At 62.4% G+C, this 16,619-nt stretch carries 9 protein-coding genes and 1 tRNA gene; all 10 read left to right on the top strand.

Features of this window, described 5'->3' with window-relative positions; genetic code table 11:
* The first annotated feature begins 12 nt into the window (after positions 1-12).
* The 10 genes from rplL to LPA35_RS15600 all read left to right on the top strand — a co-directional run bounded on the left by rplL (position 13) and on the right by LPA35_RS15600 (position 16,527).
* Positions 13-390 carry a 50S ribosomal protein L7/L12 gene (gene rplL, locus LPA35_RS15645; protein WP_008907085.1) on the top strand — a complete coding sequence of 126 codons (378 nt, stop codon included), beginning with the start codon at positions 13-15 and terminating at the stop codon, positions 388-390.
* Between the two features lie 267 nt (positions 391-657).
* Positions 658-4,770 (top strand): DNA-directed RNA polymerase subunit beta, encoded by a 4,113-nt coding sequence (gene rpoB / locus LPA35_RS15640; protein WP_055398512.1) that lies wholly within the window; start codon positions 658-660, stop codon positions 4,768-4,770.
* Between the two features lie 21 nt (positions 4,771-4,791).
* Positions 4,792-9,027, top strand: coding sequence for a DNA-directed RNA polymerase subunit beta' (gene rpoC / locus LPA35_RS15635; protein ID WP_055398513.1), 4,236 nt, complete (start codon positions 4,792-4,794; stop codon positions 9,025-9,027).
* A 156-nt stretch (positions 9,028-9,183) separates the two neighbouring features.
* Positions 9,184-9,768 carry a LemA family protein gene (locus tag LPA35_RS15630; RefSeq protein WP_228897607.1) on the top strand — a complete coding sequence of 195 codons (585 nt, stop codon included), beginning with the start codon at positions 9,184-9,186 and terminating at the stop codon, positions 9,766-9,768.
* 172 nt (positions 9,769-9,940) lie between these two features.
* Positions 9,941-11,269, top strand: a complete 1,329-nt coding sequence (gene rsmB / locus LPA35_RS15625; protein ID WP_228897606.1) for a 16S rRNA (cytosine(967)-C(5))-methyltransferase RsmB — start codon at positions 9,941-9,943, stop codon at positions 11,267-11,269.
* Positions 11,270-11,330: 61 nt separating this feature from the next.
* Positions 11,331-11,888, top strand: a complete 558-nt coding sequence (locus LPA35_RS15620) for a DUF4390 domain-containing protein (RefSeq protein ID WP_228897703.1) — start codon at positions 11,331-11,333, stop codon at positions 11,886-11,888.
* A complete protein-coding gene (locus LPA35_RS15615; protein ID WP_228897605.1) occupies positions 11,885-14,182 on the top strand; it encodes an ATP-binding protein in 2,298 nt (765 codons plus the stop codon). The genes LPA35_RS15620 and LPA35_RS15615 overlap by 4 nt, the downstream gene beginning before the upstream one ends.
* 39 nt (positions 14,183-14,221) lie before the next feature.
* Complete coding sequence (locus LPA35_RS15610) at positions 14,222-14,905, top strand: response regulator (RefSeq protein WP_121422031.1); 684 nt, start codon at positions 14,222-14,224, stop codon at positions 14,903-14,905.
* Positions 14,906-14,971: 66 nt separating this feature from the next.
* Positions 14,972-15,047 (top strand) — tRNA-Phe (locus LPA35_RS15605).
* 223 nt (positions 15,048-15,270) lie between these two features.
* Positions 15,271-16,527 carry an Hsp70 family protein gene (locus tag LPA35_RS15600; protein ID WP_228897604.1) on the top strand — a complete coding sequence of 419 codons (1,257 nt, stop codon included), beginning with the start codon at positions 15,271-15,273 and terminating at the stop codon, positions 16,525-16,527.
* Positions 16,528-16,619: the final 92 nt, after the last annotated feature.

The following is a 16,619-nucleotide window of genomic DNA, read 5'->3' as shown; positions in this document are numbered from 1 at the left end:
TAGGAAATCAAAATGGCATTCGATAAAGACGCATTTTTGACCGCGCTGGACAGCATGACGGTTCTGGAACTCAATGACCTGGTGAAGGCCATTGAAGAGAAGTTTGGCGTGAGCGCTGCAGCCATGGCTGCTCCTGCTGCCGCTGGTGGTGGCGCTGGCGCTGCTGCTGCTGAAGAAAAGACGGAATTCAACGTGGTGCTGACCGAAGCTGGCGCCAACAAGGTGTCCGTCATCAAGGCAGTGCGCGAAATCACCGGCCTGGGCCTCAAGGAAGCCAAGGACCTGGTGGACGGCGCTCCCAAGAACGTCAAGGAAGGCATTGCCAAGGCCGACGCCGAAGCAGCCGTCAAGAAGCTGGTGGAAGCCGGCGCCAAGGCCGAACTCAAGTAATTCGGTCTTGCTCAAGGGCTGGAGTGCTCCTCAAAGGGCCTCCAGCCTTTGGTGCTTTCAGAGCGCACCCGAAAGCCGCCGTACAAACGCTGGTTTTCGAGTGTCTTCTGACAACCCCGACAGCAGAAGACGCCTTGGTTCGGGTGATGTGCAACGCATCACCGTCCGCCATGGTTGGTAGTGGCCAACCGCCAAGCCCGTAAGGACAGCGCTCCTTGCGGGTCAGTCGTCGAAGACCCAGGACTCATGTCTTTGCCCGGAGATCTCATGGCCTATTCCTACACCGAACGCAAGCGAATTCGCAAAAGTTTCGGCACCCGCGATAGCGTGCTCGAAGTTCCTTATCTGCTGCAGATGCAGAAGGACGCCTACACCGCTTTCTTGCAGGCTGATAAAGCACCCCAGAAAAGAACCATCGAAGGCCTTCAGGCTGCATTCGACGCTGCCTTTCCTATCGTCTCCCACAACGGTTTTGTGGAGATGAAGTTCATTGAATACAACCTGGCCAAGCCGGCTTTTGATGTGCGCGAGTGCCAGACCCGTGGTCTGACTTTCGCCTCGGCTGTGCGCGCCAAGGTGCAACTGATCATCTATGACCGCGAGTCCTCGACGTCGCAGTCCAAGGTGGTCAAGGAAGTGAAGGAGCAAGAGGTCTACATGGGTGAAGTGCCCCTGATGACCGACAAGGGCTCGTTCATCATCAACGGCACCGAGCGTGTGATCGTGTCGCAGCTGCACCGTTCGCCGGGTGTGTTTTTCGAGCATGACAAGGGCAAGACCCACAGCTCGGGCAAGCTGCTGTTCTCTGCACGCATCATTCCTTACCGTGGCTCTTGGCTCGACTTCGAGTTCGACCCCAAGGACATCCTGTACTTCCGCGTGGACCGTCGCCGCAAGATGCCGGTCACGATCCTGCTCAAGGCCATCGGCCTGAATCCAGAATCTATCCTGGCGAACTTCTTCGTCAACGATAACTTCCGCTTGATGGACAGCGGTGCACAAATGGAATTTGTGTCCGAGCGTCTGCGTGGTGAAGTGGCCCGTTTTGACATCACCGACAAGTCCGGCAAGGTCGTAGTGGCCAAGGACAAGCGCGTGACGGCTCGCCACACCCGCGAACTGGAACAGTCTGGCACGACGCACATTAGCGTGCCCGAAGACTTCCTGATAGGTCGTGTCGTGGCCCGCAACATTGTGGATGCGGACACTGGTGAGATCATCGCCAAGGCCAATGACGAGCTGACCGAAGCGCTGCTCAAGAAGCTGCGCAGCGCTGGTGTGCAAGACGTACAGTGCATCTACACCAATGAACTCGACCAGGGGGCGTACATGTCGCAGACCCTGCGCATCGACGAAACGGTGGACGAATTTGCTGCACGCGTGGCCATCTACCGCATGATGCGTCCCGGCGAGCCGCCAACGGAAGACGCCGTGCAGGCCCTGTTCCAGCGTCTGTTCTACAACCCCGACACGTACGATCTGTCGCGCGTGGGCCGGATGAAGTTCAACGCCAAGATCGGCCGCGACGAATCCACCGGCCCCATGGTGCTGTCCAACGAGGACATCCTAGCCGTGGTCAAGATCCTGGTCGACCTGCGCAACGGCAACGGCGAAGTCGATGACATCGATCACCTGGGCAACCGGCGCGTGCGCTGCGTGGGCGAACTGGCCGAAAACCAGTACCGCACGGGCCTGGCACGTATCGAAAAGGCCGTGAAGGAGCGTCTGGGCCAGGCCGAGCAAGAGCCGCTCATGCCCCACGACCTGATCAACAGCAAGCCGATCTCGGCGGCGTTGAAGGAATTCTTCGGCGCGTCGCAGCTGTCGCAGTTCATGGACCAGACCAATCCGCTCGCCGAAATCACGCACAAGCGCCGTGTTTCCGCCCTGGGCCCGGGTGGTCTGACCCGCGAACGCGCAGGCTTCGAAGTGCGCGACGTGCACGTAACCCATTACGGCCGCGTCTGCCCTATCGAAACGCCTGAAGGCCCTAACATCGGCCTGATCAACTCGCTGGCTCTGTACGCTCGGCTGAACGAGTACGGTTTCATCGAAACCCCTTACCGTCGCGTGGTGGATGGCAAGGTCACGAACGAGATCGACTACCTCTCCGCCATCGAAGAAGGCAAGTACGTGATCGCGCAGGCGAATGCAGTGCTCGACAAGGATGGCCGTTTGACGGGTGATCTGGTGTCTGCCCGTGAGAAGGGTGAATCCATTCTGTGTGGTGCAGACCGCGTGCAGTACATGGACGTGTCGCCCGCGCAGATCGTGTCGGTCGCGGCTTCGCTGGTGCCCTTCCTGGAACACGATGATGCGAACCGCGCGCTGATGGGCGCCAACATGTCGCGCCAGGCCGTGCCAGTGCTGCGTCCTGAAAAGCCGCTGGTGGGCACGGGCATCGAGCGCGTGGCTGCCGTGGACTCGGGCACCGTCGTGACGGCGACCCGTGGCGGTGTGGTGGACTATGTGGATGCGACACGTATCGTGATCCGCGTCAACGATGCCGAAGCCGTGGCCGGCGAGGTGGGTGTGGACATCTACAACCTCATCAAGTACCAGCGTTCCAACCAGAACACCAATATCCACCAGCGCCCCATCGTCAAGAAGGGCGACATGCTGGTCAAGGGTGACGTGATCGCCGACGGCGCATCGACGGACTTCGGCGAAATCGCCATCGGCCAGAACATGCTGATCGCGTTCATGCCTTGGAACGGCTACAACTTCGAAGACTCGATCCTGATCTCCGAACGCGTGGTGGCCGAAGACCGCTATACCTCGATCCACATCGAGGAACTCGTGGTCATGGCGCGCGACACGAAGCTGGGCGCCGAAGAAATCACGCGCGACATTCCGAACCTGTCCGAGCAGCAACTGAACCGCCTGGACGAGTCCGGCATCATCTACGTGGGCGCCGAAGTGCAACCCGGCGATACGCTGGTGGGCAAGGTCACGCCCAAGGGCGAAACGACGCTCACGCCTGAAGAGAAGCTGCTGCGCGCCATCTTCGGCGAGAAGGCTTCCGACGTGAAGGATACCTCGCTGCGCGTGGACCAAGGCTCGTCGGGCACCGTGATCGACGTGCAGGTCTTCACCCGCGAAGGCATCCAGCGCGACAAGCGCGCCCAGCAGATCATCGACGATGAACTCAAGCGCTTCCGCCTGGACCTGAACGACCAGCTGCGCATCGTGGAGGCTGACGCCTTCGACCGTATCGAGAAGCTGCTCAACGGCCGTGTGGCTAACGGCGGCCCGCAGAAGTTGGCCAAGGGCACGAAGATCGACAAGGCCTACCTGTCTTCCGTCGAGAAGTTCCACTGGTTCGACATCCGCCCGGCTGAAGACGAAGTAGCTACGCAACTCGAGTCCATCAAGAACGCGCTGGAGCAGACGCGCCACAGCTTCGACCTGGCTTTTGAAGAAAAGCGCAAGAAGCTCACGCAAGGCGACGAGTTGCCAGCTGGCGTGCTGAAGATGGTCAAGGTGTACTTGGCCGTCAAGCGCCGTCTGCAGCCAGGTGACAAGATGGCCGGCCGCCACGGTAACAAGGGTGTGGTCTCCAAGATCGTTCCGGTCGAAGACATGCCTTACATGGCCGACGGCACACCTGCCGATATCGTTCTGAACCCGCTGGGCGTGCCCTCGCGGATGAACATTGGTCAGGTGCTGGAAGTCCACCTGGGCTGGGCCGGCAAGGGCATTGGCCAACGCATCGGCAACATGCTGCAGGAACAGGCCAAGGCCGCCGACATGCGCAAGTTCCTCGAAGAGGTGTACAACTCGCGCGGCCGCACGGAAGACCTGTCGCTGCTCAGCGATGACGACGTGATGGCCATGGCTGCCAACCTGACCAATGGTGTGCCTTATGCGACGCCCGTGTTCGATGGTGCTTCGGAAGAAGAAATCAAGGACATGCTCAAGATCGCCTACCCAGACGACATTGCAGAGCGCAAGGGCCTCACGCCCACCCGCACGCAGGCGTACCTGTTCGATGGCCGTACGGGCGAGCGCTTCGAGCGTCCGACCACCATTGGTTACATGCACTACCTGAAGCTGCACCATTTGGTGGACGACAAGATGCATGCCCGCTCGACCGGTCCTTACTCGCTCGTCACGCAGCAGCCGCTGGGTGGTAAGGCGCAGTTTGGTGGCCAGCGTTTCGGGGAAATGGAAGTGTGGGCGCTGGAAGCTTACGGCGCCGCCTACGTCCTGCAGGAAATGCTGACCGTGAAGTCCGACGACGTGGTGGGCCGTACCAAGGTGTACGAATCCATTGTCAAGGGCGAACACGCCATCGAAGCCGGCATGCCGGAATCGTTCAACGTGCTGGTCAAGGAAATCCGTTCGCTGGGCCTGGACATCGAGCTGGAACGCTCCTAAGCAGAAAAGGAAAGAGTCACTATGAAATCGCTACTCGACCTGTTCAAGCAATTCACGCCGGACGAGCATTTCGATGCCATCCGCATCGGCATGGCTTCTCCCGAAAAGATCCGTTCGTGGTCTTTCGGCGAAGTGAAGAAGCCCGAAACCATCAACTACCGCACGTTCAAGCCCGAGCGCGACGGCCTGTTCTGCGCCAAGATTTTTGGTCCCATCAAGGACTACGAATGCCTGTGCGGCAAGTACAAGCGCCTCAAGCACCGCGGCGTGATCTGCGAGAAGTGCGGTGTTGAAGTCACGCAGACCAAGGTGCGTCGCGAACGCATGGGTCACATCGACCTGGCCGCACCGTGCGCCCACATCTGGTTCCTGAAGTCGCTGCCTTCGCGTCTGGGCCTGGTGCTGGACATGACGCTGCGCGACATTGAGCGCGTGCTGTACTTTGAAGCCTATGTGGTGACCGACCCTGGCATGACGCCGCTGAAGAAGTTCAGCATCATGTCCGAGGACGACTACGACGCCAAGCGCAAGGAATACGGCGACGAATTCATCGCCAAGATGGGCGCTGAGGGTATCAAGGACTTGCTGGAATCCATCGACATCGACATGTCGATTGAGCGCCTGCGTGGCGACCTCACCGGCTCTGAAGTCAAGGTCAAGAAGAACGCCAAGCGCCTGAAGGTGCTGGAAGCGTTCAAGAAGTCGGGCATCAAGCCCGAGTGGATGGTGCTCGAAGTGCTGCCCGTGCTGCCACCGGACCTGCGTCCGCTGGTGCCGCTGGACGGCGGCCGCTTTGCGACCTCCGACCTGAACGACCTGTACCGCCGCGTCATCAACCGCAACTCGCGTCTGCGCCGCCTGCTGGAGCTGAAGGCCCCTGAAATCATCGCCCGCAACGAAAAGCGGATGCTGCAGGAAGCTGTTGACTCGCTGCTGGACAACGGCCGCCGTGGCAAGGCCATGACGGGCGCCAACAAGCGTGCTCTGAAGTCGCTGGCCGACATGATCAAGGGCAAGTCGGGTCGTTTCCGCCAGAACTTGCTGGGCAAGCGCGTGGACTACTCCGGTCGTTCCGTGATTACCGTGGGCCCAACGCTCAAGCTGCACCAGTGCGGCCTGCCCAAGCTGATGGCGCTGGAACTGTTCAAGCCTTTCATCTTCTCGCGCCTCGAAGCCATGGGCATCGCGACGACGATCAAGGCCGCCAAGAAGGAAGTCGAATCCGGCACCCCCGTGGTGTGGGACATCCTGGAAGAGGTGATCAAAGAGCACCCCGTGATGCTGAACCGTGCGCCTACGCTGCACCGTTTGGGTATCCAGGCCTTTGAGCCCATCCTGATCGAAGGCAAGGCCATTCAGCTGCACCCCCTCGTTTGCGCGGCTTTCAACGCTGACTTCGACGGTGACCAGATGGCTGTCCACGTCCCGCTGTCGGTGGAAGCGCAGATGGAAGCCCGCACGCTGATGCTGGCCTCCAACAACGTGCTGTTCCCTGCGTCGGGCGAACCCTCCATCGTTCCTTCGCAGGACGTGGTGCTGGGCTTGTACTACGCCACCCGCGATCGCATCAACGGCAAGGGTGAAGGCCTGGTGTTTGCCGATACCGGTGAAGTGCAACGTGCTCTGGACGCTGGCGAGGTCGAACTGGCCGCCAAGATCACGGTGCGCATGACCGAGTGGACCAAGAACAAGGAAACGGGCGAATTCGTTCCGTCCACCTCGCTCGTGGAAACCACGGCCGGCCGTGCGCTGCTGTCAGAGATTCTTCCCAAGGGCCTGCCGTTCTCCAACATGAACAAGGCGCTCAAGAAGAAGGAAATCTCGCGCCTGATCAACGTCTCGTTCCGCAAGTGCGGTCTGAAGGAAACGGTCGTGTTCGCCGACAAGCTGCTGCAAAACGGCTTCCGTCTGGCCACGCGCGCCGGCATCTCGATCGCCATTGATGACATGCTGGTGCCGCCACAAAAGGCCGGCATCATCGAGCGTTCCGAGAAGGAAGTGAAGGAGATCGAACAGCAGTATGTGTCCGGTCTGGTCACCTCTGGCGAGCGCTACAACAAGGTGGTGGACATCTGGGGCAAGGCCGGCGACGAAGTGTCCAAGGTGATGATGGCCCAGCTGTCCAAGCAGAAGGTCATGGACCGCCACGGCAAGGAAGTGGACCAGGAGTCCTTCAACTCCATCTACATGATGGCCGACTCTGGCGCTCGCGGTTCTGCAGCCCAGATTCGTCAGGTGGCCGGTATGCGGGGTCTGATGGCCAAGCCAGACGGCTCGATCATCGAAACGCCTATCACCGCGAACTTCCGCGAAGGTCTGAACGTGCTGGAGTACTTCATCTCCACCCACGGTGCCCGTAAGGGTCTGGCCGACACGGCGCTGAAGACCGCCAACTCGGGTTACCTGACCCGCCGTCTGGTGGACGTGACGCAGGATCTTGTGGTGACCGAAGAAGATTGCGGCACTTCCAATGGTTCGCTGATGCGCGCCATCGTCGAAGGCGGTGAAGTGATCGAATCGCTGCGCGACCGTATTCTGGGCCGCACGGCGGCTGAAGACGTGCTGCACCCCGAGAACCGCTCGGTGCTGGTCTCAGCGGGTGTCATGCTCGACGAAGACCTCATCGAAGAACTCGAAGCGGCTGGCGTGGACGAAGTGAAGGTTCGCACGGCACTGACCTGCGAAACCCGCTACGGCCTGTGCGCCAAGTGCTATGGCCGCGACTTGGGCCGTGGCGGCCTGATCAACCTCGGCGAAGCCGTGGGTGTGATTGCTGCCCAGTCTATCGGTGAACCCGGCACGCAGCTGACCATGCGCACGTTCCACATCGGTGGTGCCGCATCGCGCGCTGCCATCGCATCGAGCGTGGAAGCCAAGTCCAACGGCGTGATCGGCTTCAACGCCACGATGCGCTACGTGAGCAACACCAAGGGTGAGCTGGTGGTGATTGCGCGTTCGGGTGAAATCATCATCCACGACGAGCATGGCCGCGAGCGCGAACGCCACAAGGTGCCTTACGGTGCAACGCTGACGGTCAAGGCCGACCAGACCATCAAGGCTGGCACTATCCTCGCCAACTGGGATCCGCTGACGCGCCCCATCATCACCGAGTTCGCCGGTCAGACCAAGTTCGAGAACGTCGAAGAAGGTCTCACGGTGGCCAAGCAGGTCGACGAAGTGACCGGCCTGTCCACGCTGGTGGTGATCGATCCGAAGCGCCGTGGTGCTGCCAAGGTCGTGCGTCCGCAGGTTAAGCTGATCGACGCCCAGGGCAACGAAGTGAAGATCCCTGGCACCGACCACTCGGTGACCATCGGCTTCCAGGTCGGCGCTCTGATCCAGGTGCGCGACGGCCAGGATGTGGGCCCCGGCGAAGTGCTGGCGCGTATTCCGGTCGAAGGTCAAAAGACCCGCGACATCACCGGCGGTCTGCCCCGTGTGGCCGAGCTGTTTGAAGCCCGTACGCCGAAGGACAAGGGAACGCTGGCCGAGATGACCGGTACCGTGTCGTTCGGCAAGGAAACCAAGGGCAAGGTCCGCCTGCAGATCACCGACCCTGAAGGCCATGTGTTCGAAGAACTCGTGCCCAAGGAAAAGAACATCCTGGTGCACGAAGGCCAGGTGGTGAACAAGGGCGAATCGATTGTGGACGGCCCGGCCGACCCACAAGACATCTTGCGTTTGCTGGGTATCGAAGAGCTGTCGCGCTACATCGTTGATGAAGTGCAGGATGTGTACCGCTTGCAGGGTGTGAAGATCAACGACAAGCACATCGAGGTGATCGTTCGCCAGATGCTGCGCCGCGTCGTGGTCGAGAACGTTGGCGAGTCCAACTACATCGCCGGTGAACAGATCGAGCGTTCCGAGATCCTCAACACCAACGATGCGTTGCAGGCCGAAGGCAAGATCCCCGCGACCTACAGCAACCTGCTGCTGGGTATCACCAAGGCTTCGCTGTCGACCGACTCGTTCATCTCGGCCGCTTCCTTCCAGGAAACGACCCGCGTGCTCACCGAGGCTGCCATCATGGGCAAGCGCGACGAGCTGCGTGGCCTGAAGGAAAACGTGATCGTGGGTCGCCTGATCCCGGCCGGTACCGGCATGGCCTACCACCAGGCACGCAAGGCCAAGGACGCCATGGACGACGCTGAGCGCCGTGCCATTGCCGAAGCCGAAGCCGCCGAGATGGAAGCCCAGGGTGAAGCAACGGAAGTCGAGGGCAGCACCTCCACCGCGACCGACGCAGCCGCTGACTAAGCCTTCGGGCCGCCTCTGAAAAGCTCCCGTCCTGTCCCTGGCAGGCCGGGAGCTTTTTTCTGGAACCCGCACTTCGATCTTTCGTAGTCTTCGCCTTTCTCCCTCATTTCCTTATCGGGCCGTAACGCGTGGTGCACGCGAGGACGGCAACTGTGCATGTGGTCATCGCCCCTTTTCTGGATTGTTTTTGCCATTGCCGCTTTTTGGGCGCTGGGCGCCTACAACCGCCTGATGCGGCTGCGCTCGGCCGTTGTGCAGGCGTTTGGCAGCTTTGACGCTCACATGGTGCGCCAGCTGTCTTTGATGGGTGAGTATGGTGCGGCGCAAGCCGTACAGCAGGCCCCATCGGCAGGTGGCACGGAGCCAGAGATGGCGGCACTGCAAGGCGCCACCACCCAGTTGAGCGCATCCTTGGCCATGGCGCGGGCGCGTCCCTTGCAGCCAGACGCGGTGGCCGCCTTGGCGGCAGCGCGCGAGGTGCTCCATGCGTCCTGGCAGAAGGCCACACACAACAGTGGGCAAGGGACCCGGGCGCAGACGTCTGTGGCTACCGCCGCTGCGGACGCGCCGCCCGTGTCCCCATCTCTGTGGCAGGTTCGGTGGGACGAGCATGTTCTGCAGAACGACCAAGCGATGCGTGTTTTCAACGAAGCGGTGTTGCACTACAACGCTGCCATTGCCCAGTTTCCAGCCAACCTGCTGGCCTGGGTGTTCGGATTCAAGGCCGCCCGCAGGCTGTAGAAAGGTTGCCAGGACCACGATGAACCCACCCGCACCACGACAACAACCCCCACGCCCTGCGTCCCGCCCCGGGCCTAACAAGCGAGCCGACCGAGCCAACAATGCGCCAGCCCGTGACCGGACGCTTTCCGGCCCGGGCGGCGCCAGTCGCCCGGGGGCGGGCGGTCAGCCCGTGGCGCTATGGCAACAGTTGGAGGCTGTGGCCAGTGCCTTGCAGGCCATTCGCGCCGGGCAGTCGGGCACCACAGCACTGGCGGCGGTAGACACAGCTCTGCGCCCTGGGGTGCAGTCTCTCCTGTTCCAGGTGCTGCGCCAGGCCGGACGGGCCGAGGCGTTGCGCCGCCAGATGGTTGCACGCACGCCTCCACCGGCTGCGGATGCGCTGTTGTGTACGGCGCTGGCGCTGTGCTGGAACCCTGAAGAGTCGCCGTACGAGCCGTTCACCTTGGTGAACCAGGTGGTGGAAGCGGCCAAACGCAGCGCGTCCACGCGTGCGCAGGCGTCATTCCTCAACGGTTGCTTGCGCCGCTTTCTGCGCGAACGCGAAGTGCTGGTTGCGCGCACCGATGACGATCCGCTGGCCCGTTGGAACCATCCGGTGTGGTGGGTCGAGCGCCTGCGCAAGGACCATCCCCAGCACTGGGAGCAGATTCTGCAGGCCAACAATGCCCACGCACCGATGACGCTGCGGGTCAATGCACAAAAAAGCACTCTAGCGCTTTACCAGAAAGCGCTGGAAGCTATTAATTTGGAAGCAATTCCGTCTGGGAGTGTAGGGCTGGTATTGCAGCACCCCGTGCCCGTGCAATCGCTGCCGGGGTTTGAAGAGGGTTGGGTCTCGGTGCAGGATGCCGCAGCCCAGATGGCTGCGCCCCTGTTGCTTGAAGGTCTGGACCTCACCCGGCCTGTGCGGGTGCTTGACGCCTGTGCGGCGCCCGGGGGTAAAACCGCCCACCTTCTGGAGTGGGCGGGCGCTGGTGCGCCGATACAGGTCACTGCGCTGGAGATCGATGCCACCCGCAGCGCGCGCATTGGTGAGACCTTGCAGCGCCTGGGGCTGCGCGCCCAGGTGGTGGTGGCCGATGCGGCGCGTCCGCAAGACTGGTGGCAGCAGCATTGCGATGGTGCGCAGTTCGATGCCATCTTGCTGGATGCGCCCTGCACGGCCTCGGGCATCGTGCGCCGCCATCCGGATGTGCGCTGGCTGCGCCGCGAGAGCGATATTGCGCAGCTTGCAGGCCTGCAGGCCCGGTTGCTCAAGACCCTGTGGCCGCTGTTGCGCCCTGGCGGACGGCTGCTGTATTGCACGTGTTCCGTGTTCCGTGCCGAAGGCGACGACCAGGTGCAAACGTTTCTTGCACACAACACCGATGCGCAATTGCTGCCGTCGCCGGGTCATTTAATTCCCGCCAACGGGGACAAGCCCGGAGCTGTCCCGGACAATCAGTCGGGTGACCACGACGGATTTTTTTACGCACTGTTGCAAAAATCGCCGCAATGAGTTCCGTGGGGCTCGTTGGGTGGCGATCTGTGCGCTCTTTCTCTTGGTGGCATGGGCCGCAATGGTGCAGTCGGCCATCGCAGGCCAGCCGGTGGACCCCGAGGTGGGCGAACTTCGGCTGGACCGTGCCGAGGATGGCCTCTACCTCAGCACCACACTGCAATTTGTGCTGCCGGAGCTTGCCGAGGATGCGCTGTACAAGGGCATTCCCATGTTCTTCGTGGCCGAGGCCCAGGTTTTGCGAGACCGCTGGTACTGGTCTGACCGCCAAGTGGCTGAAACCACCCGCTATCTGCGGCTAAGCTACCAGCCGTTGACGCGACGTTGGCGTCTGAACATCTCCCCGGTACCTTTCACCAACAGTGGCCTGGGTGTGGTTTTGGGGCAGAATTTTGACAGTTATGCCGATGCGTTGTCGGCCATTCAGCGCATTTCGCGATGGAAGATCGCAGAACGCGATGTCATTGAGTCAGATGCCGTCCATACGGTCAATTTCCGGTTCCGGCTTGATATGTCGCAGTTGCCCCGACCCTTCCAGATCGGTGCCGTGGGGCGCTCCGGCTGGAATCTCCTGGTATCCCGCAGCCAACGCCTGGCTGCAGAGACCGTCGCCAAGTGAGCCCTCCAGAGCCCTCTCAGACGGGAGCTTCCGCGTCGGCCCATGCCGCCGCACGCCAGTCGCGCGCCGTGCGCTGGGCTGTGGGGGTTGGGGCCGCCATCATGTCGGCTATCGGCATGGTGCTGTTGTTCCTGCTCACCCTGGCCACCAACAACCGCGCGCTGTACGAGCGCAACTACGCCTGGCTTTTTGGCGTGAACGTTTTGGTGGCCGTGCTGCTGCTGGCCGTGCTTGTGTGGGTGGCGGTGCGCCTGGGCATGCGCTTGCGCAAAGGGCGCTTTGGCAGTCGACTGCTGGTCAAGCTTGCGGCCATCTTTGCGCTGGTGGGGCTGATGCCGGGGCTGCTGATCTATGTGGTGTCCTACCAGTTTGTCACGCGGTCCATTGAGAGCTGGTTCGATGTGAAAGTGGAGGGCGCTCTTTCAGCGGGAGTGAACCTGGCCCGTGTGTCGCTGGATTCGCTGGCCGCCGACATGGCCTCAAAAGCGCGCAATGCCAGTGCCCAAGTGGCGCAGGTGCCTGATGCCGCGGCTGGCCTGGTGCTGGAGCGCATCCGCGACCAGCTGGGAGCCACCGATGTCGTGCTCTGGAATGCTGCGGGCCAGGCGGTAGCCAGTGCAGGCCAATCGCGCTTTAGCCTGAACCCCGACCGGCCCGGCGTGGCGTTGCTGCGCACCGTGCGGCAGCAGCGCGCCACCGCGCAGATCGAGGGCCTGGACGATATTTCGGACCCTGCCGCGGCACAGAGTGCGCGCGTGAAAGTGCTGGCGCTGGTCAGCAGCCCCAGCGTCGGCTTGCTCGTGGAGCCCCGATACCTGCAGGCCACGTTGCCCCTGCCGCCTGCGCTGGTGGCCAACGCCATTGCCGTGCAGGAGGCCAACCGCGAATACCAGGAGCGAGCCTTGGCCCGTGGGGGGCTGCGGCGCATGTATGTGGGCACGCTTACGCTGAGCCTGTTCCTGGCTGTCTTTGGCGCCGTTTTGCTGGCGGTGTTGCTGGGCAACCAGCTGGCCCGCCCGCTGCTGGTGCTGGCCGAGGGGGTGCGCGAGGTGGCGGCTGGCAATCTCAGCCCCAAGGCTGCATTGCAGGGCAAGGATGAGCTGGGTGGACTCACACGCTCTTTTGCACTGATGACCCAGCAGTTGTCCGACGCCCGCCATGCCGTGGAGCAGAGCATGGGCGAGGTCGATGCCGCACGCGCCAACCTACAGACCATCCTGGACAACCTCACGGCGGGGGTGATCGTGCTGGATGCCCAAGGTTTGATCCGATCGTCCAATCCGGGGGCCACCCGCATCCTGCGGGCACCGATGGCGGCCTATGAGGGGCGACCCTTGTCGGAAGTGCCTGGGCTCGCCGAGTTTGCGGCGTCGGTGCAAGGGCACTTCGACGCTTTCCTGGGCGACCACGAACGCCATGGACTGGACCACTGGCAGCAGCCTTTTGAGCTGCATGCGTCTTCTGGCGGCGTCGGGCAACACGCTACCAGCCTCGTCGCGCGGGGGGCGGAACTGCCCGATTCGGCCAGACTGTTGGTTTTTGACGACATTTCGGAAATTGTTTCCGCCCAGCGCGCGCAGGCTTGGGGTGAGGTGGCGCGGCGCCTGGCGCACGAAATCAAGAACCCGCTCACGCCCATCCAGCTGTCTGCGGAGCGGCTGGAAATGAAGCTCTCTGGCAAGCTGCCCGACCCTGAACAGGCCATCCTCGCCAAGTCCGTCAAGACCATCGTGGACCAGGTCGATGCGATGAAGCGGCTGGTCAACGAATTCCGCGATTACGCACGCTTGCCTGCTGCAGAACTCCATGCACTGGACCTCAATGCCCTGGTGGCCGACGTGCTCCATCTCTACGGCGAAGAGAACGCCGCCGTGCGCGTAGAAGCCGAGCTGGACCCGCGCTGCCCCTCTATCGCAGGCGATGCGCAGCAGCTGCGGCAGGTTGTGCACAACCTGCTGCAAAACGCGCAAGACGCCACCGAGCAGGCGCGCGCTGGAACCTCGGAGCCCGTGCCCCCGGTACGCATCAGCACGCGCTGGAGTGAGTCCTCGCGCCGCGTGCGGCTCACGGTATCCGACAGTGGTGGGGGCTTTCCTGCGCACATCTTGCAGCGTGCCTTCGAGCCCTACGTCACCACCAAGCCCCGGGGCACCGGCCTGGGTCTGGCCGTGGTCAAAAAGATTGCCGATGAGCACGGTGCGCGCATTGACTTGTCGAATCGGACCGAAGATGGCGTAGTGCGGGGGGCCCAAGTGTCGTTATCATTCGCCCCTGAACCAGCGGTGGCGTCATAACAACACCGCCCCGCAGTACCCCAAGGCGCTTCAACACACATGGCAAACATTCTGGTGGTCGACGATGAGCTCGGCATTCGTGATCTGCTGTCGGAAATCCTGAACGACGAAGGTCACAGCGTAGACCTCGCAGAAAACGCCACCCAGGCGCGCACGGCCCGGGCAGGCAACACCTACGACCTCGTGCTGCTCGACATCTGGATGCCGGACACCGACGGGGTTTCGTTGCTCAAGGAATGGGCCACAGCGGGCGTGCTGACGATGCCCGTGATCATGATGAGTGGCCACGCCACCATCGACACCGCCGTAGAGGCCACCCGGATCGGCGCCTTCTCGTTTCTTGAAAAACCCATCACCCTGCAAAAGCTGCTCAAGGCGGTGGAGCAGGGCCTGGCACGCAACGCTGCCCACCAGTCCGCCCCGGTGGCTGCGGCCCCAGCGCCCGTCCATACCCCGGCCGACCCCACGTTTTCGCAACTGCCTGCTGTGTCGGCCATCATGGCTGGCGTCGAGGCTGGCCCGCACGCGCACCAGGGGTTTGACCTGGACCGCCCCCTGCGCGAAGCGCGCGATGGTTTTGAAAAAGCCTATTTCGAATTCCACTTGGCCCGCGAAGGCGGTTCCATGACGCGCGTGGCCGAAAAGACGGGCCTTGAGCGCACGCACCTTTATCGCAAGCTGCGCCAGCTGGGGGTCGATCTCGGCCGGGGAAAACGCGGGTAGGATTGCAAGAAATTATTGGCGGTTTCGCCAAAACGGCCTTTTTTTCTGGTTATAATTTGAGGCTCAGGCCCGGTAGCTCAGTCGGTAGAGCAGAGGATTGAAAATCCTTGTGTCGGTGGTTCGATTCCGCCCCAGGCCACCAAATAAAAGCCCTTGATTTTTGCTAATCAAGGGCTTTTTCCATTCTGCATGCGGTGTCCACGGCGCTGGGTCGTGCTTCGGAGAGGCTTTGGACGGGTCTCCTGTCGCGCCACCAAGCTGCCCAGAGCATTCTTCTCGCCGCAGCACCGCATCCGATGTTTGCGTTCACCGAGGCTGTGGCCGGTGTGCGTTGAACACTTCCTCATCGCTTCGACACTTCACCCATGCCCCTCCTGAAGGACACCACCCTCGGTATCGACTTTGGCACTTCCAACTCCGCGATGGCCGTGCGCCAGGGGGCGGGGTTGGCGCGGATGATTGCGCTGGAAGGGAGTGCGCACACACTGCCCACTGCACTGTTCTTCAACGCAGAGGATCACCGCACGCACTTTGGTCGCGATGCCGTGGGCCAGTATCTGGCAGGCACCGAGGGGCGTCTGATGCGGTCGCTCAAGAGCCTGCTCGGTAGTGCGCTGCTGCAGGACAAGACGGCGGTGCACAACAAGATGGTGAGCTACCAGGACATCATCAGCCTCTTCTTGCGCATGCTGGTGCAAAGGGCGCGCGATGAGCTGGGCGGCATGCCTGCCCGGGTGGTGATGGGGCGGCCGGTGCATTTTGTGGATGGGGATGCCGACCGCGATCAGCAGGCGGAAGATGCGTTGCGCCAGGCTGCGCTGGATGCGGGGTTTGCCGAGGTGTCGTTCCAGCTGGAGCCGATTGCCGCAGCGCTGGACTACGAACAGCGCATCGCGCACGAGTCGCTGGTGTTGGTGGTGGACATTGGCGGCGGTACCTCGGACTTCACGGTGGTGCGGCTGGGGCCGGAGCGCATGGCGCGCGCCGAGCGCGGCAGTGATGTGCTGGCCACCACCGGCGTCCACGTGGGTGGAACCGACTTTGACCGGCGGCTGAGCCTGGACCTGTTGATGCCCTTGCTCGGGTTTCGGCACACCGGGCCCACGGGGCGCGAGGTGCCCAGCCGGGTGTTTTTTGACCTGTCCACCTGGCACCTGATCCAGTGGCTGTACTCGCCGCGTGCACTGCGCGATGCGCAGAACCTGCGCACCGACTATTCCGATGCGCGGCTGCACGCGCGGCTCATGCGGGTGCTGCACGAGCGCCTGGGGCACCGCATGGCCAACACGGTGGAGCAGGCCAAGATCGCCGCGTCGCTGGCCGATGCCGACGCGCCCATGCCGCTGGACTGGATCGAGGCAGGGCTGGGCGCCGCCGTCACGCCCGAGGGGCTGGCGCAGTTCCTGTTGCAACCCCTCGAACAGGTGGTGGCCTGCGCGCAGGAATGTGTGCAGCTGGCGGGCCTGGGTGTGCAGGGGCTGGATGCGATCTATCTCACCGGGGGCTCGTCGGCCCTGCGGCCGCTGCGCCAGGCGCTCAAAGCAGCGTTTCCCGACACTCCCCAGGTGGAAGGCAATTTGTTTGGCGGTGTGGCGGCCGGGTTGGCGGTGTCAGGGCGATAGATCCGGAGGGGGCTGCGGCACCAGGGCCGGTGGTGGATTTGCTGTGGTGGATGAAGTGCTATTAAAAATATAGCTATCAGCGCTTCTTCATC

The organism is Acidovorax sp. Leaf73, assembly GCF_916855635.1.
Lineage (GTDB): Bacteria > Pseudomonadota > Gammaproteobacteria > Burkholderiales > Burkholderiaceae_C > Acidovorax > Acidovorax facilis.
The sequence above is the reverse complement of the archived record's forward strand: the minus strand, read 5'-3'. Positions and strand labels throughout refer to the sequence as shown.

Excerpts from the sequence above, each read along its gene's own strand:
- rplL (WP_008907085.1), top strand. The coding sequence starts at position 13 with ATGGCATTCGATAAAGACGCATTTTTGACCGCGCTGGACAGCATGACG.
- rpoC (WP_055398513.1), top strand. The coding sequence starts at position 4,792 with ATGAAATCGCTACTCGACCTGTTCAAGCAATTCACGCCGGACGAGCAT.
- LPA35_RS15610 (WP_121422031.1), top strand. The coding sequence starts at position 14,222 with ATGGCAAACATTCTGGTGGTCGACGATGAGCTCGGCATTCGTGATCTG.
- LPA35_RS15620 (WP_228897703.1), top strand. The coding sequence starts at position 11,331 with ATGGTGCAGTCGGCCATCGCAGGCCAGCCGGTGGACCCCGAGGTGGGC.
- rpoB (WP_055398512.1), top strand. The coding sequence starts at position 658 with ATGGCCTATTCCTACACCGAACGCAAGCGAATTCGCAAAAGTTTCGGC.
- LPA35_RS15600 (WP_228897604.1), top strand. The coding sequence starts at position 15,271 with ATGCCCCTCCTGAAGGACACCACCCTCGGTATCGACTTTGGCACTTCC.
- LPA35_RS15630 (WP_228897607.1), top strand. The coding sequence starts at position 9,184 with ATGTGGTCATCGCCCCTTTTCTGGATTGTTTTTGCCATTGCCGCTTTT.